The sequence below is a fragment of the Rhodococcus sovatensis genome, assembly GCF_037327425.1.
In the GTDB taxonomy this organism is placed as follows: domain Bacteria; phylum Actinomycetota; class Actinomycetes; order Mycobacteriales; family Mycobacteriaceae; genus Rhodococcoides; species Rhodococcoides sovatense.
Map to the genome: position 1 here is coordinate 2,467,510 of NZ_CP147846.1, position 24,854 is coordinate 2,492,363.

Annotated in this window: 22 protein-coding genes and 1 riboswitch; of the genes, 6 read left to right on the plus strand and 16 right to left on the minus strand. The window is 63.8% G+C overall.

Going from position 1 to position 24,854, the window contains the following annotated elements; translation table 11 throughout:
* The first annotated feature begins 15 nt into the window (after positions 1-15).
* Positions 16-516, plus strand: a complete 501-nt coding sequence (locus tag WDS16_RS11520; protein ID WP_338892785.1) for a hypothetical protein — start codon at positions 16-18, stop codon at positions 514-516.
* Entirely contained in the window at positions 513-953 is a 441-nt protein-coding gene (locus tag WDS16_RS11525; protein ID WP_338892786.1) for a ferritin-like domain-containing protein, read from the plus strand. The genes WDS16_RS11520 and WDS16_RS11525 overlap by 4 nt, the downstream gene beginning before the upstream one ends.
* Here WDS16_RS11525 and WDS16_RS11530 read toward each other — a convergent pair.
* Positions 868-2,364, minus strand: coding sequence for a DHA2 family efflux MFS transporter permease subunit (locus WDS16_RS11530; protein WP_338892787.1), 1,497 nt, complete (start codon positions 2,362-2,364; stop codon positions 868-870). The genes WDS16_RS11525 and WDS16_RS11530 overlap by 86 nt on opposite strands.
* 92 nt (positions 2,365-2,456) lie before the next feature.
* Here WDS16_RS11530 and WDS16_RS11535 point away from each other — a divergent pair, with 92 nt between their 5' ends.
* Positions 2,457-3,053: a TetR/AcrR family transcriptional regulator gene (locus tag WDS16_RS11535; protein ID WP_338892788.1), complete on the plus strand. Its 597-nt coding sequence runs from the start codon at positions 2,457-2,459 to the stop codon at positions 3,051-3,053.
* Here WDS16_RS11535 and WDS16_RS11540 read toward each other — a convergent pair.
* Positions 3,050-4,771, minus strand: coding sequence for an acyl-CoA dehydrogenase family protein (locus WDS16_RS11540; protein WP_338892789.1), 1,722 nt, complete (start codon positions 4,769-4,771; stop codon positions 3,050-3,052). The two genes, WDS16_RS11535 and WDS16_RS11540, sit on opposite strands and share 4 nt — an antisense overlap.
* Before the next feature lie 63 nt (positions 4,772-4,834).
* Entirely contained in the window at positions 4,835-6,586 is a 1,752-nt protein-coding gene (locus WDS16_RS11545) for a proline--tRNA ligase (protein ID WP_338892790.1), read from the minus strand.
* Between the two features lie 48 nt (positions 6,587-6,634).
* Between WDS16_RS11545 and yaaA the strand changes: the two genes are divergently transcribed.
* Positions 6,635-7,378, plus strand: coding sequence for a peroxide stress protein YaaA (gene yaaA, locus WDS16_RS11550; protein ID WP_338893363.1), 744 nt, complete (start codon positions 6,635-6,637; stop codon positions 7,376-7,378).
* Complete coding sequence (locus WDS16_RS11555) at positions 7,375-8,604, plus strand: DUF2786 domain-containing protein (RefSeq protein ID WP_338892791.1); 1,230 nt, start codon at positions 7,375-7,377, stop codon at positions 8,602-8,604. The genes yaaA and WDS16_RS11555 overlap by 4 nt, the downstream gene beginning before the upstream one ends.
* Here the strand turns inward: WDS16_RS11555 and WDS16_RS11560 are convergent.
* Complete coding sequence (locus tag WDS16_RS11560; RefSeq protein ID WP_338892792.1) at positions 8,590-9,732, minus strand: DUF418 domain-containing protein; 1,143 nt, start codon at positions 9,730-9,732, stop codon at positions 8,590-8,592. The genes WDS16_RS11555 and WDS16_RS11560 overlap by 15 nt on opposite strands.
* Positions 9,729-10,643, minus strand: coding sequence for an EamA family transporter (locus tag WDS16_RS11565; RefSeq protein ID WP_338892793.1), 915 nt, complete (start codon positions 10,641-10,643; stop codon positions 9,729-9,731). The genes WDS16_RS11560 and WDS16_RS11565 overlap by 4 nt, the downstream gene beginning before the upstream one ends.
* Before the next feature lie 104 nt (positions 10,644-10,747).
* Here WDS16_RS11565 and WDS16_RS11570 point away from each other — a divergent pair, with 104 nt between their 5' ends.
* Positions 10,748-11,248 (plus strand): MarR family transcriptional regulator, encoded by a 501-nt coding sequence (locus tag WDS16_RS11570; RefSeq protein ID WP_338892794.1) that lies wholly within the window; start codon positions 10,748-10,750, stop codon positions 11,246-11,248.
* On the opposite strand, the gene WDS16_RS11575 is transcribed toward WDS16_RS11570, so the two are convergent.
* The 11 genes from WDS16_RS11575 to mqo form a co-directional block, all read right to left on the minus strand.
* Entirely contained in the window at positions 11,245-12,747 is a 1,503-nt protein-coding gene (locus WDS16_RS11575; RefSeq protein WP_422395781.1) for an MFS transporter, read from the minus strand. The two genes, WDS16_RS11570 and WDS16_RS11575, sit on opposite strands and share 4 nt — an antisense overlap.
* Before the next feature lie 11 nt (positions 12,748-12,758).
* Positions 12,759-14,006 carry a uroporphyrinogen-III C-methyltransferase gene (gene cobA / locus WDS16_RS11580; RefSeq protein ID WP_422395782.1) on the minus strand — a complete coding sequence of 416 codons (1,248 nt, stop codon included), beginning with the start codon at positions 14,004-14,006 and terminating at the stop codon, positions 12,759-12,761.
* Positions 14,007-14,016: 10 nt separating this feature from the next.
* Positions 14,017-15,741 (minus strand): ABC-F family ATP-binding cassette domain-containing protein, encoded by a 1,725-nt coding sequence (locus tag WDS16_RS11585; RefSeq protein WP_338892796.1) that lies wholly within the window; start codon positions 15,739-15,741, stop codon positions 14,017-14,019.
* A 10-nt stretch (positions 15,742-15,751) separates the two neighbouring features.
* Positions 15,752-17,416 (minus strand): alkaline phosphatase D family protein, encoded by a 1,665-nt coding sequence (locus WDS16_RS11590; RefSeq protein WP_338892797.1) that lies wholly within the window; start codon positions 17,414-17,416, stop codon positions 15,752-15,754.
* A gap of 47 nt (positions 17,417-17,463) precedes the next feature.
* Positions 17,464-18,315: an LLM class F420-dependent oxidoreductase gene (locus tag WDS16_RS11595; protein WP_338892798.1), complete on the minus strand. Its 852-nt coding sequence runs from the start codon at positions 18,313-18,315 to the stop codon at positions 17,464-17,466.
* An 18-nt stretch (positions 18,316-18,333) separates the two neighbouring features.
* Positions 18,334-18,696, minus strand: coding sequence for a cobalamin biosynthesis protein (locus tag WDS16_RS11600; protein WP_338892799.1), 363 nt, complete (start codon positions 18,694-18,696; stop codon positions 18,334-18,336).
* On the minus strand, positions 18,689-20,092 hold the full coding sequence (locus WDS16_RS11605; RefSeq protein WP_338892800.1) for a cobyrinate a,c-diamide synthase: 1,404 nt from the start codon (positions 20,090-20,092) through the stop codon (positions 18,689-18,691). Before WDS16_RS11605 ends, WDS16_RS11600 begins: the two co-directional genes overlap by 8 nt.
* Positions 20,086-20,706: a cob(I)yrinic acid a,c-diamide adenosyltransferase gene (cobO, locus tag WDS16_RS11610; RefSeq protein ID WP_338892801.1), complete on the minus strand. Its 621-nt coding sequence runs from the start codon at positions 20,704-20,706 to the stop codon at positions 20,086-20,088. Before cobO ends, WDS16_RS11605 begins: the two co-directional genes overlap by 7 nt.
* A 10-nt stretch (positions 20,707-20,716) precedes the next feature.
* Entirely contained in the window at positions 20,717-22,621 is a 1,905-nt protein-coding gene (locus tag WDS16_RS11615; protein ID WP_338892802.1) for a magnesium chelatase subunit D family protein, read from the minus strand.
* A gap of 45 nt (positions 22,622-22,666) precedes the next feature.
* Positions 22,667-22,814, minus strand: a riboswitch (adenosylcobalamin (AdoCbl) riboswitch).
* 14 nt (positions 22,815-22,828) lie between these two features.
* Positions 22,829-23,305 (minus strand): GNAT family N-acetyltransferase, encoded by a 477-nt coding sequence (locus WDS16_RS11620; protein WP_338892803.1) that lies wholly within the window; start codon positions 23,303-23,305, stop codon positions 22,829-22,831.
* Between the two features lie 12 nt (positions 23,306-23,317).
* Positions 23,318-24,853 carry a malate dehydrogenase (quinone) gene (gene mqo / locus WDS16_RS11625; protein ID WP_338892804.1) on the minus strand — a complete coding sequence of 512 codons (1,536 nt, stop codon included), beginning with the start codon at positions 24,851-24,853 and terminating at the stop codon, positions 23,318-23,320.
* Position 24,854 lies beyond the last annotated feature (1 nt).

Below are 24,854 nucleotides of genomic sequence, written 5' to 3' on the forward strand. Positions count from 1 at the left end.
TGGCACCATGTGAACGTGCCGACGTCCGCAATCGCCCCTTCCCTCAGTCGCCGCTCGGCGATCCGGCTTGCGGCGGGCGCAGCGCTCGCGACCGTCGGTCTCGTCACGACCGCCGGATGCTCTTCCGGCGAGGACACTGCTGCGACGGTCGACACTCTGACGACGCACCTTCGGCGAGCCCGCAAGGACGCGGACATGGCGGCAGCGTTGATCGCGATCCTTCCCGAACGCGTGAACGAACTCTCGGTGATTCAGTCCGAGCGAAGCGCACACGCCGATTCGTTGGCCGCGGAGATCGACCGCGTCTCGGGCGGCGAGAGCATCCCCCCGTCCACCCCGTCTACGACTACAACTACGCAGGTCCCACCGCCGACGTTGGAGGAGTTGTTGACCGGCTTGTCCGAATCGGGGCGCAGCGCAGCGGACTCGGCCCGGAACGAGTCGGGATATCGAGCCGGGCTTCTCGGCTCGATCAGCGCCGCGTGCACCGTTCAGTCGATCGTAGTACTGGCATGAACGAACTCGGAGAGGAGCAGCAAGCTCTGGTCGACGCACTGCACTCGGAGTACGCCGCCGTGTTCGCGTACGGAATCGTCGGGGCATTCTCGAATCCAGCGCGGGCCGATCTCGTTGCGGTCAACGCCGCAGCGCACCGGGCCCGGCGGGACGCGACGATCGATGCCCTGAAGGCGGCAAGTGTCACCGCACCCCCACCTGCCACCGCCTATACGACGCCTTTCCCGGTCACCGATCCGATCACTGCGGCTCAGTTGGCCGCGCAAGCGGAGGTGGACACCTCGATCGCATGGCGGTCTGTGATCGAACGCAGTAAGTCCGGCCCCACCAGAGAGACCGGAATCACTGCACTCACGGAAGCTGCGCTGCGACTGGCGAACTGGCGAGAGATCCTGGGAGTGGTTCCGTCCTCGACTCCGTTTCCCGGCCAGCCCTGATCGTTTCCTGGGCAGCTGTGGTCCCTGACGGCATGAACAGCGCGGCGAGAATTCCCACCGCGACCGCTCCTGCGCCGACGAGGAGCGCCGGTGCAAGCGCATCGGTGTAGCCGGTCGGTGTCAACGAGCCTCCCGCACCGAGGAACACCGCCGTCAGAACCGCAATTCCGAGCGCGACACCGATCTCGCGGATGGTGGAGTTGGTACTGCTCGCCGTAGCGTGATCGACCTCGGCCATGTCGGTGAGTACCGCAGTTGCAGATGGCGCGAAGGTCAGCCCCATTCCGATGCCGGCCATCGCCAGAGCGGGGACCATGCTCGCGTAGGACGTCCCGGGTTGCAGAATGGCGGCCATCCAGACCAGCGCCCCGGCCTGCAGCGTGAGTCCACCCACGAGCAGTGCGCGAAGACCGAGCCTCGGCGCGAGGAGACCTGCGAGCGGCGCCACGATCATCGGCGCCGCCGTCCACGGCAAAGTGCGCAGTCCCGCTTGGAACGGGGAATACCCCATGACGATCTGCAGGTACTGAGACAGGAGGAAGACAGCACCGAACATTCCGAGCGTGAAGGTGACACCGATGATGTTCGCGATCGAGAAACTGCGCGAGCGGAACAGCCTCAGTGGCACGACGGGGAACGCGCCACGCCGTTGCCGAAGGACGAAGCCCACCAACGCGAGCGCCGACACCAAGAACGACAACAGCACCGTACTGGAGGCCCAACCATCATCGTTGCCGTGGACGACGGCCCAGACGAGTAGGAAGACGCTCACGCCCGCGAGCACGATCCCGAGATAGTCGAGAGGTTGCCTGCGGCCGAACGATTCCTTCAACGTGACGAGTGCGAGCGGCACGGCGATGAGGGCGACCGGCACGTTGATCCAGAAAATTGCCTCCCAGGAGATGCCGTCGACGACCGCGCCGCCGACCACAGGACCCAGCGCGACCCCGAGTCCGGATACCCCTCCCCAAATTCCGATGGCCAGAGCACGTTTCGCGGCTGGAACAACACCGGCAAGGAGCGTGAGTGACAGTGGCATGATCGCCGCTGCGCCGGCGCCTTGAATTGCCCGCGCGGCGATCAGTAGAGCAGGGGTGGTCGCCAGAGCCGAAGCAATGGAGGCGAGGGTGAAGATCGCTATGCCGCCGAGGAAGACGTTTCGCCTACCCCACCGATCGCCCAACGTAGCTGCCGCGAGCATCAGGGTCGCGAAACTTAAGGTGTACGCGTTGAGGAACCATTGAAGTTCGCCGACCGACGCCGACAGATCGGCCTGAATCACCGGCAACGCGCTCGTCATCACCAGGTTGTCGAGGGTTGCCATGAACATCGGTAGCGAGGCCGCGACGATCCCAACCCAGATGGGGACAGTGCGTGACGGTGAGTGCTGGGTTTCGGCGGTAGCGGCCATCGTCGATCCTTTCGCGTGAAGCAACTTCTTTAGTAAGCATCGAATGATTACTTACGCGACAGACGCTAGTTATCGACTGATAACCTGTCAACATGGCAGCTCCGACGAAGACCACCCGCATGGACGCATCCGACCGTCGTGAGCTGGTGCTCGACGCGGCCACCCGCGCATTCGCCAAGGGCGGGTACGCCGGCACCAGCACGGACGCCGTGGCCAAAGAGGCAGGCGTGTCACAGCCCTACGTCGTGCGCATGTTCGGCACCAAGAGCGAGCTGTTCAGACTGGCGTTTCAACGAGCCATCGACGGAATCATGGAGGCCTTCGACGCCGTGCTGAACGGAACCGGACCGTATCCGGACGGCGACGTATGGGCAGCACTCGGCGGGGCCTACACCGAACTCGTCGCCGACCAGGACTTGCTGTTGGTGATGATGCACGGGTTCACGGCAGGGAGCACTCCCGAGATCGGAGCACAGGGCCGCGCAGGTATGGCCGCCATCTACACCCAGATCAAGGACAGCACTGGCTGCACGCCCGATGAAGCCCGCGACTTCATCGCCAACGGCATGCTACTGAATTGCCTTCTCGCCATGCAGGCACCCCAGTTCGCCGAAGACGACCCCGCACTCGGCGAACTGGCGATCTGCGCATTCGGTTCGGACCTGGACCAGCTGAAGAACGCGCCCTAGGGATTCATCTCGTACGCACCGTCGTAACCGAGGACCTCCGCCCACACGGCATCGAACCGCCCTCTGTCGACGACGGGTTTGCGAATTGCACCCAGCGCCCACGACTGCTGATCCTCGGTCGAGGACGGCTTGCCGTGCAACGCAACGGCATACGCCGAGAAGTCGCGAATCTGGAAGTCGAAGATCTGATCCAGCACCTCGGTGGACACCGCGTCCGCGCTCTCGAGGATCAGATGCCCGTAGACCACCAACGAGAACAGGTGCCCGACGTTCAGCAGGAAGTCGAGGTCCTTCTGCTGCCCCTCGTCGGGTGCCGCATCCGCGAGAAACTGTTTGAAGGCCAGCGCCTGTTCGTAGAAGCGCGCGACGTTCGGAACGCCGGAGTACTTCTCGTACATCGGCGCCCAATCATGGAAACGCACTTTTCCTGCCCCACGAGCCGGACCCTGAGCGAAGAAGAACGAGTCGTCGGAAGCGTCGTCGTGCGTCGAGACCGCGGGAAAGTCGACGGGCGTGAACATGTACGCGGGCATGAACTTCAGCATCAGCGCGACATTGACGTGGACGGTGCCCTCGAGCTTCGGCAGCGTCCCGATCAATTGGGCCGCTTCGCGGAAGTATGTGTCCTTCTCGTATCCCTTGGCAGCAATCACATCGTGCAGAGTCCGCACCACGATCTCACCCTCCGAGGTCACCTTGGCCTTCGTCATCGGATTGAAGAGCAGATAGCGGCGGTCGTCGGGGCCTGCAGCTCGGAAGTAATCCAGAGCCCGCGCGCTGAACAGTTTCATCGCGATCAAGCGTGCGTAGGCATCTACGAAGCTTGCGCGTACATGCGGAAAGTCGGTCACGCGATTTCCGTACAAGATTCTGTTGTGCGCGTGCGTGATCGCCTCGTGGAACCCGTGCTCGGCGATTCCGATGGATCCGGTGCACAGATTGAATTTCCCGACGTTTACGGTGTTCAGCGCCGCCGAGAACGCGTCCGCGCCGGAATGCAGAATATCCTCGGCGCGAACCGGGTAGTCCTCCAACACGAACGTGCTGACGAACATCTGACCGTGGACGACATTGTCTCGCAACGAGTACTTCTCGTGACCGCTGTCTGCGGCGAAGAAGACATAGGCCGGTGAACCGTCCATGTCGCTACGCCGACCGAAGACCGACACCATACCGGCGATGTTGCCGTTGCCGATGTAGTACTTCTCCCCCGCTGCGGTGAACTCGACGTCACTCTCGCCCGTCGGCTCGAGCACCATGTCGGTGGAGTAGACGTCGGCACCGTGTGCCCGCTCGGACAACCCGAACGCCGCGACACCGCCCTCGTCCAGCAGACGGGCCGCGCGGGACTTTGCCGCGTCGTTCGCGCTCATCCAGATCGGTCCGAGACCGAGAACGGTGACCTGCCAGGCATACCAGTAGGACAACCCGTAGAACCCGAGTATCTCGCTCAGAGCCGCATTACGGAATGCATCCCAGCGCTTGTTCGGATCGCCATCGGAGTACGCGGCAGGAGTGCAGAAGTTCGCGAACAACTTCTCCTTAGCGACGAAATCGAGAAAGTCACTGGTCCAGACTGCGCCCAGATCGTCGGCGAGCAACCGCGCCTTGCCACGACCTTCGAACCAATCGATCAGCGCGCGCAACTGCCGGGCGGTCTCGTCATCGAATCGGGTCGTGTCGAATTTTGTGGGATCGAACAAAGCAACGTGCGCCACGCTGTCACCTCTCCTAGTCGGTTACTCGAAGCTACCAGCGAGTAACCGACCAGGACTGTGAAATCAGTTCCTCGTGCGGGCGGCCTTCACGATCTCGGCAGTCGCAGTCTCCTTGTCCAGTTCTCGGCTTTCGCCGGTGAACCGGTCACGAATCTCGACTTTGCCGTCCGCCCATCCGCGTCCGATGACGACGACGAGAGGCATCCCGATCAGCTCGGAGTCCTTGAACTTCACCCCTGGCGAGGCCTTGCGGTCGTCGAGAAGGACATCCAATCCTTGGATGTCCAGCTCGGCAGCGATCGCCTCGGCACCCTCCCGGGCGACCCCGTCCTTGTTGGCGATGACGAGGTGGACATCGAACGGGGCCACCGCGGCGGGCCAACGCAGACCTTTGTCGTCGTGCATCTGCTCGGCGATCACGGCGACCAGGCGAGAAACACCGACACCGTAGGAACCCTGCACAAGGCGGACCGGCTTGCCGTTCTCCCCGAGGACGTCGACGGCGAACGCATCGGTGTACTTGTAACCGAGTTGGAAAATGTGCCCGATTTCGATTCCGCGAGCGCTGACCAGGGGTCCTCGACCGTCCGGGGACATGTCGCCGTCGCGCACCCGCGCTGCCTCGATCGTGCCGTCCGGAGTGAAGTCACGGCCTGCGACGAGGTTCACCACATGCTTGCCCTTGACATCGGCCCCGGTGATCCAGGACGTGCCGTCGACAATTCGCGGGTCCACGAGGTAGCGAACCCCGTTGGCCTGCAGAGCTCGTGGTCCTATGTAGCCCTTCACCAGGAACGGATTGGCTTCGAAGTCTGCGTCGGCGAGGAGTTCGAACTCGGCCGGCTCGAGCGAGGCCTCCAGACGCTTCTCGTCCACTTCGCGATCTCCGGGAATGCCGATCGCGAGTAGTTCCCACTCGCCACCTGGTTGGCGCACCTTGAGCAGGATGTTCTTGAGTGTGTCCGCCGCCGTGACGGTACGGCCGAGATCCGCAGTCTCGGCCCAGCTGACGAGTGTCGCGATGGTCGGAGTGTCACCGGTCTCGTAGTCGACGGCGGCCGGCTGCCCCTCGATCGGGAGCGAGTCGGGAGCAGCGGTGGTGACCGCTTCGACGTTGGCCGCGTAACCCGACTCGATGCACCGGACGTAGGTGTCCTCGCCGATGTCGCTTTCGGCCAGGAACTCCTCGGACGCGCTGCCGCCCATAGCCCCCGACGTTGCGGCGACGATGACGTACTTGACACCGAGGCGAGCGAAGATCCGCTGGTATGCCTCGCGGTGGGCGTGGTACGACGCTTTGAGCCCGTCCTCGTCCAGGTCGAAGGAGTACGAATCCTTCATGACGAATTCGCGTCCGCGCAGGATGCCCGCACGGGGACGTTCCTCGTCGCGATACTTGGTCTGGATCTGGTACAGGGTGACCGGCAAATCCTTGTAGGAGTTGTATTCACCCTTGACCGTAAGCGCGAAAAGCTCCTCGTGCGTGGGTCCGAGCAGCATGTCGGTGCCCTTGCGGTCCTGGAGGCGGAACAGTGCGTCGCCGTATTCGGTCCACCGATTTGTGGTCTCGTACGGGTCACGGGGCAGCAACGCCGGGAGCGAGATCTCCTGCGCCCCAATTGCATTCATCTCCTCACGAACCACCTTCTCGACCTGCCGAAGCACTCGGAGGCCCAGTGGCAGCCACGAGTACACGCCCGGCGCTATGCGACGGACGTAGCCTGCGCGCACCAACAGCTTGTGGCTGTCGACTTCGGCGTCGGCCGGGTCGTCGCGAAGGGTACGAAGGAACAGCTGCGAGAGACGGGTGATCACGGGGTATGAGCGTAGTCGGTGCCCAGCGGAACGGTAACGTTGCTCCCCGTGCTGATCCTGCTTCCCCCCTCCGAAACGAAGTCCGACGGTGGCGACGGCTCTCCTCTCGATCTGCACGGTCTGTCACTTCCTGCGCTGACTCCACTTCGGCAGAAGCTCGCAGATGCGCTCGTCGAGCTGGCCGGTGACGTCGACGCATCGAGTGCTGCCCTGGGACTGGGGCCGACGCAGGCCGACGAAATCGAACGCAACGTGGCGCTGTGGACCTCGCCCACCACACCTGCGCTGAGCCGCTACACCGGGGTGCTCTTCGACGCGCTCGATGCGCGTGGGTTCACCAAGGCAGGCCGCACTCGCGCTGCGGAGCGCCTGTGGATCGGTTCGGCGTTGTTCGGGGCAGTGCGCGCCTACGACCCCATCCCGTCGTATCGGTTGTCCGGCACGTCGAAGATCCCCGGTTTCGGAACCCTCAGATCCCATTGGAAACCGGAGCTGACGGAAGCACTGGTCGGCGAGGCGAATGGACTCGTCGTCGACCTTCGATCCGGGACCTATCAGCAACTCGGTCCCGTCCCCGGTGCCGTCACTGCGACTGTTCTGACCGAAAAGCCGGACGGAAGCAGATCCGTGGTCAGTCACTTCAACAAACACCACAAGGGTCTACTGGCACGCGCGCTGACCTTGACGACGGCCGAGCCCAAGGACGTGCGGGCCCTAGCGCGGATCGCCTCCAAAGCAGGGCTTCGGGTCGAAGTCGGCTCCCCCACCGAATTGATCGTGCTGACCGAATGAATCCGGTACCGGGTCTGCTACGTCAGGGCGCCGACGCTGCGAGCGGCCGCACCAAGAATCCCCGACTCGTCGACGATGTCGCCGACCAGCTTGTCGGACTCGAAGAGTTCGACGCCCAGGCGTTGGGTTCTCTGGCGTTGACGAACATGATTTCGACGATGTACGAGAACGGTTGGCAACCGTTCGATCTATTGCATGTCGTTCGGCGACAGAACACCACGTCTGTGTCCTCGCTTGCGGCGGCAGTGATCCTGCACGAATCCGACCTGACGTCCGCCGACGACCGCGCGCCGGAGAATTGGGTCGGACAGTTGTCCGAGATCTGTGCTCTGTACCCCGCAGCGGCGGCCACTGTGGACACGACCCCCAATTTCCTGGCCGCGTTGCCGAGGCCGGGCGGGCGGTGGGACTACATCGCCGCCAGCAATCAATGGGTCGCCGTTCTCACTCTGCTCGGTCAGTGGCAGTCCTTACCCAGGTGGCCGCAGATCGGCCCTCTTCCTTCGCAATGGCCGAAAAAGCGAATACCCCGAACCGACCGGCAGGTTCCAGGCGCTCGATCACCGAACGACAAGGTGCTGGTCCGCATTCGCGGGTTGCTCGCGAAAGCCGACGCCACCGATTTCGACCTCGAGGCCGAAACCCTCACCGCCAAGGCGCAGGAACTGATGACGCGGTATTCCATCGATTCCCTACTGCTGACGGAGGGGAACGTCGATGTCGTCAGCCGCAGACTGCACGTGGACAACCCCCATGCTCCACCGAAAGCGCAGCTGCTGCACGGGGTCAGCACGGCCAATCGGGTGAAGAGCATCTGGGACTCCGGGTTCGCGGTTGCCACACTTGTGGGATCACCCGTCGATGTCGAGCAAACGGAAGTCCTGTTCACGTCGTTGCTGATCCAGGCAACCCGCGCTCTCGCGCACTCGCCGAAGGCCAAGAACCGCAAAGGATCTGCCTCTGCCGCATTCGGCAAGGCTTTTCTGTACGCGTATGCGATCAGGATCGGTGAACGGCTCGCCGAGGTGGACGCGACTGCGCTGGAGGAGGCGACGACTCGGTCGGAGCAGCTGCTTCCGATGCTCGCAGCGCAGACCGTGGCAGTGGAAGAGGAGTTCGACCGACTCTTTCCCCGGGTCAGAATGATGCGAGGACCAAGGCTCGACGCCGAGGGATGGGAGTCCGGCCACGCGGCCGCCGACGAAGCCGATCTAAAGAGTACGTAGCGGAATCCTCTCGAACGAGTAGTTCCACAACCACTCGATCGGACCACGCTGATACCGGCGCAGCCACACATGTGCGAAGGTGCTGACACAGACGACTGTGACGATGTAGACCGAGACAGTTCCCAGAACCCGCAACGGACCGGTGTCGAGTCCGATCGCGATGCCGAACCCCCAGCCGTAGCACAGAGTCGACGCCACGACGTTCTGCAGGACGTAGCCGGACAACGCCATCCGGCCGATCTCCGACAGCCGTCCGGTCACGAAGGTCATGCCCGAGCGACCGATGTAGTGCTGCGCAACGAGGGCAAGAATTCCCAACGACACCAGCGGCGCAAGAAGGTAGCGAGAGACGATGAGTCCCGCACTGGAACCGAACATTCCTACGACGAAGTCCGCCGGCGCAGCGACGAGACCGACGAGGAGGAGGCGCCTGCGAAGAACGGCCCCCTCCTCACCGAGAACACCCGCTCGAAACAATCTTGCGCCCAGTAGAAAAAGGGCGATCGACATGGGCAGAATCAGGATTGTCTCGGCCCGGAACGCCAGCGCGTTGTCGAGGCGAAAGACCATCAGATCCCAGAACGAACCGTCGGCGTACGGGTTCGGGGACAAGGGGTCACCTGATGCACTCGACGCCAGTGTCAACATCGCGGCGGCGATTGCGGTAATGAGAAAGACATGGACCACGGCAGCACATACCATCCATCTCCGTTGTGCGCGTTCGCTTGTCACGAGCACGTACGCCACGACGAGGCCGGTGATCGCATATCCCATCAACACGTCGAACTCGGTGAACAAGACGAAATGCAGCAGCCCGTCCACGAACAAGAGGGCAGCTCGGAGGGGATATCGCCCTGGCCACCGCACGTTGTTTCGCAGTGCCGACCGTTGCTGAATCGCCAACCCGATTCCGAACATGATCGTCAGCAGGCCCAGAAACTTGCCCTGTGCCAGTTGTTGAAGCACCCGCTCGGCGATGCCCCAGCCACCCTGCGCTGTTCCCAGCGTCTCGAGGTACCCGACGAGCCCGGAGCCACTGGTGAAGATCCACACGTTGGTTCCCAACGTGCCTAGAATCGCGATCCCGCGAAGGACATCGAGAGATCGGTAGCGCGCATCGGTCGTCACACCTCGACGCTAGTGGCGATCCCCACTGTGCCGCGTCCTCCTTTCGACGGATGCGAACCTGCAGCAACCACGATGATGGCAGCCCCTACGACGATAGCAGCGCCGATCAGCTGAACCGGTGAGAGTGACTGCCCCAGAACCAGATAGCCCAACAATGCTGCGGCGAGCGGGCTGGCGAACGACAGAAACGACACGGCGAGGGCCGGGAGCTTCTCGATTCCACGAAACCACACTGCGTACGCAAGCAACGCACCGATCACACTCAGATACAGGAAGCCCGAGATATTTTCTGCTGTAACAACTCTGGGGATTCCTTCACCTATCATCATGAACGGCAGCAGGACTGCGCCGCCGACGGTGAGTTGCCAGCCGGTGAACGTCAGCACGCCCACACCGTCGGGCCTGCCCCAGAGTTTTGTGAGCACGATGCCCGAAGCCATGCTTGCAGCGCCCGCCAGACCGGCGAGCACACCGATCTGATCGAGACTTGCGCCTGGTTGTACTACGAGGAGGCCGACACCGACGGCGCCGAGGATGCACGAGTAGATGTGCACAGCCCGTATTCGGGCACCGAGCAGTCCAGCACCCATGAGCAGCACGATCATCGGCTGGACACTCATGACCAGCGCTGCGACGCCACCCGGCAGATGATAGGCAGCGACGAACAAGAAGTAGAAGAAGGCGCCGATGTTGAGGATCCCGAGCACCAAGGTGCGCCACCACCAGCGTCCACGAGGCAGCGCACGACCGAGAACGACGAGGATCAGACCCGCGGGCAACGCACGCACAACGGAAGCCAGCAGCGGCCGATCCGGCGGCAACAGCTCGGTCGTCACGAGATAGGTGCTACCCCAGACGACTGGCGCGACGACAGTGATCAACGAATTGCGAAAGGACGACGAGAGAACCACACTTGCTCCCAATATTTCGATATCAAACAATATGACATCGAGATAGTAGGCGGGATGCTACGGTTCGTCAAACAGTTCGATGTCGAATCTTTCTTGGAGGACCGATGACCGACGCAGTAGATTCGTTCCTCGCGCAATGGCAGCGCGAACGGCCCGAGATGGACGCAACCCCGATGGGCGTGGTCGGTCGACTCTCACGAGCATCGAGCCTGGTCGAGCACGATATCAGCGAGTACTTCGTAGCCCAGGGCATGGAGCCCTGGGAGTTCGACGTGCTCGCGACACTGCGCCGTTCCGGCGCTCCCTACACGCTGACTCCGAAACGTCTGGTCGCGCGGACGATGGTCGGCTCGGCTGCCATGACCAACCGCGTGGACCGGCTCGTGGCCAAACAACTGGTCACCCGCGAAACCGATCCGAACAATCGCCGCAGTGTGTTGATCACCCTGACAGCCACAGGACACGAACTGGTGGAGCGAGTCGTCGACGGCCACGTGGCAAACGCGGCACGTCTCGTTGCCGATCTCGAACCTGTAGAACGAACGGAGCTGAACCGGCTACTACGAAAGCTGCTGATTTCGCTGGGCGACACGGTCGAGCCCTAGGACGACTGCGCGTCTTCCTGGGCGGCCTGCGCCTGGGCTACCTGCTGCGGAGTGAAACGGATGAAGAAGGCCGCGATGCCTGCCACGACAGCGCAGACCGCGCAGCAGAAGAGCGCGAACATGTAGCCCGAGCTCAGTGCGTCCAACTGGACATCGTTCATCAGAGTGGCTGGTCCGGTCGTCCCGCCGAGGGACAATGTGCGTGAGGTGGTCAGGGCACCCACGATCGCCAGTGCTACCGGTCCACCGAGAGTCTGGGCGACGAGTGCAATTGCCGTCAGCGGCCCTATCTCGGTAGCCGGGACACCTGCGATAGCGCACAGCGGCAGTGGTATCGATGCCATGCCTACACCGAATCCGATACCGATGACCGGGAAGAAGATGCCCGGGAAGTACGACGAGTCCGCGTTCATGGTCGCCACCGAGAACAGCAACCATCCGACCATGATGGCCGCGCCTGCCATGACCAACCAGCGCGGCTGCACCCTCACGACAAGTTGCGAGGTGATGAACGCCGCCGCACCGAGGCCGAACGCGAACGGCACGAACGCGAGGCCGGCGGACAGTGGGCTGTAGCCGAGGATGTCCTGAACGAACAGCGCGACGAACGCGGCAAGGCAGAACATCACGCCGCCGGCGAAAAAGATTGCAACGAACGTGGCAACGCGATTGATGTCCGAGAACAGCGAGAACGGCAGTAGCGGGTTGTCGGCCCGGCGTTCGACGACCAGGAACAATCCAAGCAACACGAGACCTGAAACGAGCGATCCGAGCACCAACGGACTGAGCCAGCCCAGTTCGGTTCCCTCACTCAACGCAAGCACTACACCCGTGCATCCAAGTGTGCCGAGTATCGCGCCCGGGAAGTCGAGGGCCAGCCGAACGCCCGCGGTCTCCCGGAGGGACACCAGAGCCAAGATGACGATGATGATCCCGATCGGCACGTTGATGAGGAAGATCCATCGCCACGACACCTGGGTCAACGCTCCGCCGATGATCAGACCTGCGATCGAACCGACACCGGTCATCGCGGCGTAGATCGCGATTGCCTGATTGCGTACGGGACCTGGTGCGAACGTTGTTGCCACCAGTGCAAAAGCCGTCGGGGAGGCGACCGCGGCACCGACGCCTTGCAACGCCCGCGCTGCCACCAGTGTCGCCTCGTTCACAGCCAGACCACAGAGCAGCGACGCAATGGTGAACAGAATCACGCCGCCGAGAAACATCTTCTTTCGGCCGAACGCGTCGCCCAAACGCCCACCGAGCAGCATGAGTCCACCGAACGCCAACGCATACGACGTCAGCACCCAGTTGCGGCCCGCGTCGCTCAGCCCGAGATCGGCCTGCAGAGGCGCAAGCGCAAGGTTGGCAACCGTTCCATCCAGCACCACCATCAACTGCAGTCCGCTGAGTACGATGATGGCCAGGCCGAATGCCCGGGTCGTCACCGGGTAAACAATTTGCGTGGACGGCGCTGCGGGCTGCGAGTGGTCAGGCACGAGAGTTCACGTTACCGAGAGTCCACGGAAAAACCAGCAACGGTTCCGATCACGACGATCGCAGGCGGGCGTATCGCCTCGTCCTTCACACGCTGCGCGATCGTGGACAGGTCCGCGCGCACTTCACGCTGGGTGCGCATCGTCCCTTCTTGCACGACGAGTACCGGCGTCGTCGCCGGCCGGCCACCCCGGATCAGAACTTCAGCGAACTTGTCGATTCTCTCCACAGCCATCAAGAGCACGATCGTCCCCTTCAGCCGGGCAAGCGCATCCCAGTCGACGAGAGAGTCGGGATGATCGGGGGCGACGTGCCCGCTCACCACGACGAACTCGTGTGTGACACCGCGGTGGGTCACAGGGACGCCCGCGGCGGACGGTACCGAGATCGCACTCGTGATTCCAGGCACCACCGTCACAGCGATCCCGGCTTCGGTCAGTGCCTCGAGCTCCTCGTACCCCCGGCCGAACACGTACGGATCACCGCCCTTGAGTCGGACGACGAACTTCCCTGCCCTCGCGCGATCGATGAGCGCCTGATTGATCGCCTCCTGAGCCATGGCCCGTCCGTAGGGGATCTTGGACGCATCGATCACCTCGACGTGCGGTCCCAGCTCGGCGAGCAGTTCGGGTGGCGCGAGACGATCGGTGACAACCACGTCGGCGTACGCCAGCAGTCGCCTGCCCCGCACCGTAATGAGGTCCGGGTCACCGGGTCCTCCGCCGACGAGTGCGACGCCGGTGTGAGGAACATGGGCGGTATCGGTGATCACACCCGATTGAAGAGCTTCCAGGACCGCATTGCGGACGGCCGCCGATCGCCGATGCTCGCCTCCTGCGAGGACGCCCAGCGTCAGTCCGTCGTAGTCCGCCGAAGCGGGCGTGACTGCGGTGCCGTCGCGAGCGACATCTGCGCGAACACAGAAAATTCTGGAACGCGCGGCCTCGGCAACGATCGCCGCGTTGGTGTCCGCCTCGTCGGTACACGCGATCGCGTACCACGCTCCATCCAGGTCGCCGCGGCGATAATCGCGCAGCTCGAGCGTCACCTGCTCGCCTGTAGCCATCGCCTCGACGGCCGGCGTCGCTTCCCGCGTGATGACGTGCACCAGCGCGCCGGAACCGATCAACAGCGGTAGGCGTCGCTGCGCGACGGTGCCACCACCGAACACCACGACACGTTTTCCCGACAGATTCAGGCCGACGAGATAAGGCGAATCGGTCGCATCGGAGTCGGTCACATCGGAGTCAGTGGAATTCACGGCGCAAACGCTACCGCAGGCTGCGCTCTCGCTTCGACTGGTCACTCCGCAGGCTGCGCTCTCGCCTGACACGTGTTTCGTCCCATACCGGCTCATCGGATTCGTACACCTGTCCATCGGACCCGAACACGAGAAATCGTTCGAAACTGCGCGCGAACCACCGGTCGTGAGTTACCGCGATCACAGTCCCCTCGAACGCAGCGATCGCATCCTGCAGTGCATCGGCCGACAACAGGTCGAGATTGTCGGTCGGCTCGTCGAGCAGAAGCAAGGTTGCTCCCGAGAGCTCGAGGAGAAGAATCTGCACGCGCGCCTGCTGCCCACCCGAGAGGTTGTCGTACAGCTGCTCCGCGGCACGGGAGAGGCCGTAGCGGTCGAGGGCTCGGCTTGCAGCTTCCCGTCCCATCCCGTCGCGGTGCTCGTTACCGAGATGGAGGATGTCGAGCAAGGTCTTTCCGGTCAGATCGGGACGGGTGTGAGTCTGCGCGAACAGTCCTGGACGAACGCGGGCCCCGAGGACAGCCGTGCCGGTGTGCGGAACCGGGGAAAGCGCGAGTTCTTGGACCGGCTCGTGCTCGCGTTCCGGATCGGTACCGCCCGAGGCGAGGAGGCGAAGGAAGTGCGACTTGCCCGAGCCGTTGGAACCGAGCACAGCGACACGGTCGCCGAACCAGATCTCCGCGTCGAAGGGCTTCATCAGTCCGGTCATCTCGAGCCCGGTACACACGAGTGCGCGCTTGGCAGTCCGGCCCCCGTGCAGTCGTACGGTCACACTCTGCTTCAGCGGCACCGCCTCCGGTGGCCCTGCCTCCTCGAACCGAGCAAGGCGCGTCTGCGCAGCGTGGTAGCGGGCCGCGACACCATCGTTGAACTTTGCCTTCTCGCGCAGCCGAAGGACGAGTGCACGCAGCTTCACGCGCTCTTCGTCCCACCGTCTTCTCAGTTCGTCGAGGCGAGCGTTCCGATCGTCGCGCGCGTCGTAGTAGGTATCGAAACCAGCGCCGTGCACCCACGACGTCGCACCGTTGATACCCGGTTCGAGGGTCACGATTCGGGTGGCAGCGTTGGCAATCAACTCGCGGTCGTGACTGATGAACAGAACCGACTTGTCCGACTCACGAATCGTTTTCTCCAACCACCGCTTTCCCGGGACGTCCAGATAGTTGTCCGGCTCGTCCAGCAGGAGTAGCTGGTCGCTACCCGCGAACAGTGCTTCGAGTACCAGGCGCTTTTGTTCGCCGCCGCTCAGCGTCGCCGCTGCGCGCCACTTCGCCGAATCGAATGGCATGCCGAGCGCGGACATCGTGACTTTGTCCCAGAAGGGCTCCAGATCATAGCCGCCGACATCTCCCCAATCGGACAGTGCCGCTGCGTATTTGAGCTGTGTCTTCTCGTCGTCCATCTCGATCATCGCGTTCTCGGCATCGTCGAGGGCCTTCGCTGCGCTGCGAACCGCAGGTGCGGACACAGACAGCAGCAGATCGAGAACTGTCGAATCGTCGCGGAGCTGACCGACGAATTGTCGCATCACTCCGAGGGCACCGGATTGCGTCACGCTGCCGTCTTCGGGCGACACGTCGCCGGCGATGATCCGCGTCAACGTTGTTTTGCCGGTTCCGTTCGGCCCGATCAGTGCGGTCTTCGCACCATCGCCGACGCGGAAACCGACCCCACCGAGGAGCTGCCTGCCGTCGGGCAGGAAGTAGTCGATATCGGTCAGTTCGAGGTGGGCCACACCTACGAATCTATGCCAACGTCATCGCATGAGTGGTGTTCAGCGTCTGCCTACCCTCTGCGTCGACGTGCGCGTGTTCGACGCGCAGACGCGCGGAGTCCCCCTCCGTGGTCAACAGCATCACTCCGTTGTCGAACCACGGGCCCGCCTCGGCACCCCACGTCACATCCGGTGGCGCCACTTTCGCAGCCCGCGCGAGCCGAGAGAGGATCCGCGCGACCGGCTTCTTGATCGCCAGACGGTTCACGGCTCGGATCGGCAGGTTCAAAGGATTGCGGAACGGTGACATCGTCAGCTGATACGTCGCCGGCACCTCGCCGCCGACGCCGAACTCCGCCCGCGCGACGTACGAGCAGTGCACGTCACCCGAGAGCCACATGATGGTTGCCGGTGCGGTGTCACTCCGGGACAATTCCCTAGTCAGAGTTGCCATGTCCGCAAACGACTTTCCAAAGGCAGCCCAGTGCTCCAGATCGAGATCGATGCGAAGCTTCTCCCCCACTCTTGCCGCACGCTTGCCCCAACTCCCCTGTGCCACCGCCTCGTTCCACTGCTCGAGATGGTGCAGCGCAGGGAGCATCAGGTACGGGAGTGAAGAACCGAAGAGCAAGTGCCGCGGGGAGGTCTCCAGTGCTCGCTCCCGCACCCATGCCCACTCGGCGTCGTCGACCATCGCGCGGTTCGCCGGATCGAGATCCCGTGAACAACGCGAGTCGATCATGACCAAGCGAGTGTCGCCGAAGTCCCGGTAGAAGCTCCACCGTCCGGTGTCGGGAACGGCGTCGACCCGCAACGAGAAATCGGCGAGCACGCTTTCTCGATCGGAATCCGACGCCGCAGTGCGAACGGCCTCGTACAAACCGTCGCTGGCGAGTTCTTTCGGCGAGAGGTTCCCGAGATGCTGATAGACCCAGTACGACGAGAAAGCACCTATCACTCGGTCCTTCCACCACGGCCTCGTCTCGATGTCCCTGCGCCAGGACGCAGACGAGTTCCAGTCATCGCGCAGGTCGTGGTCGTCGAGGATCATGCACGAGGGAACGCTGGCCAGCAACGTCCGTACCGGCTCGACACCCCAGGACTCGCGGTAGAGCCACGAGTACTCCTCGAAGTCGCAGATCTCGTCCTCCGCATCGGTGCCGCGGGCACTGTCCGGTCCGGCGCCCGACGCCCTGCGCGCCCGCAACCGCTCGATGATCTCCGGTGACGGGTCGTCGGCATATACCTGATCGCCCAGCAGGAGCAAAGCCTGCGGCCACTCGCTCGGATCCTGGTGGGCCATTCTCGTACCGAGCCCGGCCAACGCGTCCGCACCGATTCGTTGCAGTGACTCGTCGCCGTAGTTGTCTCCGCGCCGACACGAGCCGAAAGCGAAGGTGACCGGACCGTCGCGGTCGATGGTGTGAATTGCGGCTGTCTTGCCGGCCTCCGGCCACACCACCTGAGCTTCGAACGACACATCGTAGGTGATCGCAGTGTTCGCCGGCAGATCGGTCAATGCAACGAGTGCAAAGTGGTGACCGTGAACTCCCCACGTCGGCGCTTCACCGTGGACACCCATGTCTGTGGTGACGCGCACGGTTCCCGGCCCATCGAACTCGAACCAGAACGTTGCGTCGTGTGCGCCGACGTAGCGCACTAGCGGACCAAGAACGAGAGGTGTGGACGACGTCATCGTTCACACGATGCCCCTACCGAGTCGCCGCGCGCTACTGCGGGTGGTCACAGACGTGTGAGCAGCCTGCCTGCCAGTCGCTCGAGATACGCAAGCACCTCGTCCTCCGACTTGTCGGGCATCCCATACACCACTTCGGTCACGCCCAGCTCGCGCCAACGGTCGAGTTTGACCTCGTCGGGCTTGAAATCGAGAACGACTATCTGCGGTTTCCCGTCGCGGCCGGCCTCCGTCCACATTCGTTGCAGTGTGGACACTCTCGACTCGATGTCCCGCTCCCCCGGGGTGGTGATCCAGCCATCCGCCGACCGGCAGATCCACGCGAAATTCTTGTCCGTTCCCGCCGCGCCGACGAGGGTGGGAATCGCGCTGCCCTGAACAGGTTTCGGCCATGCCCAACTTGCGCCGAAGTTCACGAACTCGCCGTGATACTCCGCTTCCTCGCTCGCCCACAACGAACGCATCGCTTCCAGATACTCCCGAAGCATCGTGCGGCGACGCCCCGCCGGGACACCGTGATCGGCCAGTTCGTCGGTGTTCCAGCCGTAGCCGACGCCGAAGTTGACCCGGCCGCCGCTGAGGTGATCGAGCGAGGCGATCGACTTCGCCAACGTGATCGGATCATGCTCGACCGGAATCGCGACGGCTGTGCCGAGGCGAATGGTCGAGGTGACTGCAGCGGCAGTGGACAGCGACACCCAAGGGTCCAGGGTTCTCGCGTAGCGGTCGTCGGGCAAGGATGCATCGCCGGTCTGCGGATGAGCCGCTTCCCGCCGAACCGGAATGTGGGTGTGCTCGGGAACGTAGAACGACGCGAAGCCAAGCCGATCACCCGCGGCAGCGGCAGCGGCGGGTGTGATTCCACGATCCGAGGTGAACAGGACCAGTCCGAAGCGCATGCAATATTAGAACGTGTTCTAGTCTTCGACGCAAGCAACGGCGAGCGTCACACCCCGCGAACTCGTCTTGCCCAGTATCAGTTCACCGCCGCCGCTGGCGAGAATGGCCGCGGCCTCGGCGACGCTGGAGGTACCCGTTTCGGCCCGCGCCCGGTCCGACGGATGAGGTGCGTCCACCTGGCTCAGCCGCGCCGCCGACCATACGAGCAACGGGACGCCGAGCGCATCGGCGACGGGCTGTGCCTGTGGTTCTTTCCCCTCGAGGGTCGAGACTGCAACTACAACCCAGTCCCGAGACGACACCTCGTCGAACACGGCCAGACCGTCCACCGGCGTGGCCGAACTCGTCATGCCGAGCCCGAGAACGACCCGTTCAGACATCGAGGCTGCAATAACGTGCGCATGCACTCACGAATCGCCCGATCGATCGCGGATTTCCGGCGGGGTGGGTATGCAGATACGACGCATGGACACCGCCCTGCACGAAACCTTCGCGAACGACGCCGACATCTGGACCGGTCGATCGCCATCCCCACGCCGGGGCACTATGCACACCATCGCTGTCCACCAACATCGTTCGATGGAATTCGTGGCCGGTCACTCGTTGACCGGCTTCGAAGAGCACCGAAGACTCCACAGCAACCGCGTCGCGATACCCGAGCGTGAGAACGGATCCGAAACGAGCGTCGGCGTCGATCACCCCAGCCATCGCGTGACCGTCCAGATAGCGAGTCAGGTAGAGCAGACCTGCACATTCGGCATGGATCGGAATGCCGCGAGAGGCAGCGTCCCTCACGCCACTCAACAGGGCAGTGTTCGCCGCGAGGGCCTCGGCGTGCTCTTCGGGGAATCCGCCTGGAATCACCACTCCCGCAGTGCGCTCCGGCAAAGCGTCGGTGAGCGGGTCGAACACCGCGACCTCGGCCCCCGACGCGCGCAACAACTCGACGTGCTCGGCATATCCGAACGTGAACGCAGGTCCGCCCGCGATCGCGACGACGGGAGAACTGTCGTGACGCCCGCCGACTTCGACGTCCGTGTCCCACGCGGTGTCGGTGACTGCGGAAGATGCCAGAGCCTCGATCGCACCCAAGTCGACATGGGTACGGACGAGGTCGGCCATGGCATCGACAGCATCCCGTGCGCGACCACCGTGCTCGAGCGCGGTGATCAGCCCGAGATGGCGTGACGGCACGGCGAGTTCGGTCATCCGAGGAAGTGAACCGAGCACCGGTACACCCACGCGTTCGCAAGCTTGTCGAAGTACTTCCTCGTGCCGGGGACTCCCGACTCGGTTCAGGATGACGCCGCCGATCCGGACCGACGAATCGAACGTCGTGAAACCGTGCAGCACCGCCGCAAGACTCTGACTGTGTCCGCGTGCGTCCACGACGAGCACGACCGGCGCACCGAGCATCGCAGCGACGGCGGCCGTCGACCCTTCGGCGGACGCGGCACCCGCACCCGACATGTCGATTTTTCCGTCGAACAGGCCCATGACGCCTTCGACGATCGCGATGTCACACCCGGCGGTGCCGTGCCTGAACAGCGGTCCGATTCGTCGAGTGCCGACCATGACGGCATCGAGGTTGCGACCGGGCAGTCCAGTGGCCAGTGCGTGGTAGCCAGGATCGATGTAATCCGGTCCTACTTTGAACGGGGCGACCCGACGGCCGGCTGCGCGCAGAGCGCCCATCAGACCAGTGGCTACCGTCGTCTTGCCGCTGCCTGATGCCGGAGCAGCGATGACGACTGCAGGAACGGAGGCGGTCACCATTCGATGCCGCGTTGGCCCTTGCGGCCTGCGTCCATCGGATGCTTGACCTTCGTCATTTCGGTGACGAGATCCGCGGCGTCGATCAGCGCCTGGGGCGCGTCGCGCCCGGTCACGACGACATGCTGATTGCCCGGGCGGTTCGTCAGGACTTCGACGACCTCGTCGATGTCGACCCATCCCCACTTGAGTGGATAGGTGAATTCGTCCAGGACGTAGAAGCGGTGGGTCTCCTCGGACAATCGGCGAGCGATCTCGGTCCACCCGTCGGCAGCCGCGGCGGCGTGATCGACCTCGGAGCCCTTCTTGCGCGTCCAGGACCAGCCCTCGCCCATCTTGTGCCACTCCACGGCGCCACCGGTACCGGTGGACTCGTGAAGTTCACCGAGCATCTTGAACGTGGCTTCTTCGCCGACCTTCCACTTCGCGCTCTTCACGAATTGGAAGACTCCGACATCGAATCCCTGGTTCCAGGCCCGCAGCGCCATCCCGAATGCGGCCGTCGATTTTCCTTTGCCTGGCCCGGTGTGCACCGCCAGAACAGGCTGGTTGCGACGCTGACGGGTCGTGAGTCCGTCTTCCGGAACCGACCCTGCGAGTGGGACTCCCTGTGGCATTACCCGCTCCTCACGCAGCCGCGCGGACGACTGCGGCGACTTGCTCCGCCGACAGATCGGCCAATCGGACGTATCCCGCCCCCAGATGCTTGGCCATGTCGGCGGCGAGACCCAGTCGCACCAGCGAAGTTTCGCAGTCGACGACCACCGATGCGATTCCGTCGCCGGCCATGCGGTCGGCCGCGATACGTGCGCGTCCGACGGGATCGATCCCCCCGGTGGCACGACCGTCCGTCATGGCTACTACGAGCGCACGCCGCAGTGGATCGCGAACTTTTTCACGAAGCACCACCTCACGTGCTTTCAGGAGGCCCTGCGCGAGGGGCGACTTGCCGCCGGTTTTCATTCGGCGAAGCCGCGTGACCGCCACGTCGACGCTCGACGTGGGCGGAAGCACGAGCTCGGCGTCGCGTCCACGAACCGTGATGACTGCGACTTTGTCGCGGCGTTGATAGGCATCTTTGAGCAGCGACAGGACTGCGCCGGTGACCGCGGCCAAACGATCACGCGCGGCCATCGACCCGGACGCATCGACGACGAAGACGATCAGGTTGCCTTCGCGACCCTCGCGCAACGCCCCCCTGAGGTCGGCCGGTTCGAGCTTGAATCGACCCTCGGTGCGCCCGCGACTCACCTGCTCCTCCGCGGCTGCGAAGAGTGTCCCGATCACGTGGATTCCTTTGCCGCGCTCCGTCGTCGGCCGTACCGCACGCCCCTGCGCCGAACGTGATCGAGACCTGCGCCCGGGCGCCCCTTCGCCGATGCCCGTCAGCTCTATCGTGCGGGCACGAAACTGCGCGCCCGGTGCTGCGGCGTCCCGTTCACGCGAACCTCCGCTGCGCGGCGGTGACTCCGCGTTCGGTTCTTCACCCGGTTCCGGAGCTCCGCCTCCCTCGGGGTCGGGGTCGGGGTCGGTATCCGGATCGGTCGGGTCGGTCGGGTCGGGGTCGGTATCCGGGCGATGCGCGTCGGCCTGTTCGGCGGCATCACGCATCTTCTCGTCCAGTGCCCCGTCGTCGATCCCCGGTTCGTCGAAGGGATCTCGCCGACGACGGTGCGGCAGAGCAAGTTCGGCGGCGACCCGCACATCGGCTTCCTCCACCACGGCCGAGCCGCGCCACGCCGCATGCGCGGTAGCCGTTCGAGCAACGACGAGATCAGCTCGCATACCGTCGACATCGAACGACGCGCACAGCGCCGCGATTCGACGCAGTTCGGTGTCGTCGAGCACGACATCGTCGACGACGGCTCTAGCCCGACGGATTCGAGCGGCGACCTCTTCGTCCTCGGCCGAGTACGCGGCGGCGAACACCTCCGGGTTGCGTTCGTAGTTCAGGCGCCGCCGAACAACCTCCATTCGGGTGTCGACGTCACGAGAGGCTCTGACGTCGACTGCGAGTCCGAACCGGTCCAGGAGTTGGGGGCGCAGTTCGCCCTCCTCGGGATTCATCGTCCCGACGAGAACGAACTGTGCGGGGTGCGAGTGGGATACACCGTCACGTTCGATGTGTACTCGGCCCATCGCGGCAGCGTCGAGAAGCACGTCGACGAGATGATCGTGCAGCAGATTCACTTCGTCGACGTACAGGACTCCCCGGTGTGCGGCGGCCAGCAAACCTGGCTGGAACGCGCGCTCACCGTCGCGCAGCACCTTCTCCAGGTCGAGCGAGCCGACAACGCGGTCCTCGGTCGCCCCGACCGGTAGTTCGACCAGCCGCGCCGGCCGCGTGACGCCTTCGTCTTCCACCTCGGGCAGCAGTGCTGCGAGCGCACGAACCACCGTCGACTTGGCCGTGCCCTTCTCGCCGCGCACGAGCACTCCCCCGATACCGGGGTGAACTGCGCACAGGGCCAGGGACAGGCGCAGCTGATCCTGACCGACGATCGCACTGAACGGATAGCCGGACTGCTGCACTTGATGATCTCCTTCGTCCCGGCGGACTCCGCGCCGCCGGATATGAATGACCCGCCGGACAGACGGGCCGTGCTACGAAGCTGTGCGGCGATCTGACTTCGGTGCCGGGCAGTGTGCCCGGTGCCTACACAGTGGCGGGACCGCGCCTGATTCGCACAGGACTTCCCCGCACCAGCTCCGGTGTCGTTCTTTGTTGCCGATCCGAATCTAACTCTCGCTCCACGGAGTACCGCCGCCGCGGCGCATCGGAGTATGTGGGATTCCGTCTTCGAGTACCTCTTCGCCGTCGGGCAAGAACCCGTGCTTGGCGTACATGTCGACGAGGTAGCTCTGTGCGTTGATTCGACACGGAGCGGACCCGACCTCCGCGAGCGCGGCGCGCAGGATTCGCGTCGTGTGGCCTTGTCCGCGGGCGGACCGCTGCGTGCACAGCCGTCCGATTCGGAACGCCTTCTCGCCGTCGTCGTGCTCTTCCAGCAGACGCAAGGTGCACACGACCTCACCGTCGCGTTCGAGCCAGAAGTGTCGCGTTTCGGTCAGGAGGTCGCGGCCGTCGAGCTCAGGGTAGGCGCACGCCTGCTCGACGACGAAGACCTCGACACGCAGCTTCAACAGGTCGTACAAGGTGTTGTTGGACAGGTCCAAGGCCCAGGACCGCTTGAGGGCAGCAGCTTGCGTAGTCATCAGCTGTTGCTATCACACGCCACTGGGCTGTGCGAATCGAGAGGTCTGTTCGAGCTGCAATCGCTGCGAGGTCCAGTCGAAGATCTCACGGAACAGTGACCGATCCTCGGCCAGCTTTCGGCCCAGCGACGGAACCATCTGCTCGAGTTTGGGCTGCCATCCGGCGTACTTGTCACCGAAGCATCGCTGCAGAACGTCGAGCATTGCCGGCACGGCCGTCGAGGCTCCGGGTGACGCGCCCAGCAGTCCCGCGATGGTGCCGTCTGCCGCGTTGACGACAGCGGTGCCGAATTCCAGGACGCCGCCGCGGCCCTTCTTGCGGATCACCTGCACGCGTTGGCCGGCGGTGACGAGTTCCCAATCCTTGCCGATCACGTTCGGCGCGAACTCACGAAGAGTTTCGACACGGTCGGCTTCGGACTGCGCGAGCTCACTGACGAGGTACTTGACCAGTCCCAACTCTGTGACACCGACGCCGAGCATCGACATCAAGTTCCCGGGCTTGACCGAGCTGGGTAGGTCGGTGAGCTTGCCCTGCTTCAGGAATTTGGGCGACCATCCGGCGTACGGCCCGAAGAGCAAGCCGGCCTTGCCTCCGATGACGCGGGTGTCGAGGTGGGGAACGGACATCGGCGGGGCGCCGACGGACGCCTTGCCGTACACCTTGGCCGAATGCTGCGAGATGAGATCGGGGTTGGTGCATCGCAGCCATTCGCCGCTGACCGGGAAGCCGCCGAAGCCCTTGATCTCCTTGATCCCGGACTTCTGCAGTAGGTGAAGCGCGCCGCCGCCGGCGCCGACGAAGACGAATTTGGCATTGACGGTCTTCTTCGCGCCTGTCCGCAGGTTGGCGATCTTGAGGTTCCACGTGCCGTCGGACTGCTTGGTGATGTTCCGGACGTCGCTGCCGAAGTGGACGGTGCCACCGGAGCCGGAAATGTAGTTGAGCAGCTGACGGGTGAGGGCTCCGAAGTCGACGTCGGTTCCCGCATCACTCCAGTTGAGCGCGATCGGGTCCGAGAAGTCTCGTCCCGTGCCCATCAACGGGAGACGCCGGGTGAACTCGTCCGGACTGTCGATGTACTCCATACCTTCGAACAGCGGGTTCGAGGCAAGTGCGTCGTAGCGGGCCCGCAGGTACTTCGCGTTGGACTCGCCGTGGACGAAGCTGACGTGCGGAATGGGATTGATGAAGTTCTTGGGGTCGCTGAGCACTCCCGACTCGACGCTGTGTGCCCAGAACTGACGCGAGACCTGGAACTGTTCGTTCACGTTGAGCGCCTTGGCGATGTCGACCGACCCGTCCTTGTTCTGCGGGGTGTAGTTCAACTCACACAGCGCGGAGTGGCCGGTACCTGCGTTGTTCCATGCGTCACTGCTTTCGGCAGCAGCGGCATCGAGTCGCTCGTACACGTCGATCGACCATTCGGGCTCGAGCTGCTTCAGCAACGCGCCGAGGGTGGCGCTCATGATCCCGGCGCCGACGAGAACCACGTCGGTCTTCACTTGCTTGACCTGCTCTTCGTTCGACCGCTGTTCATTCGACACT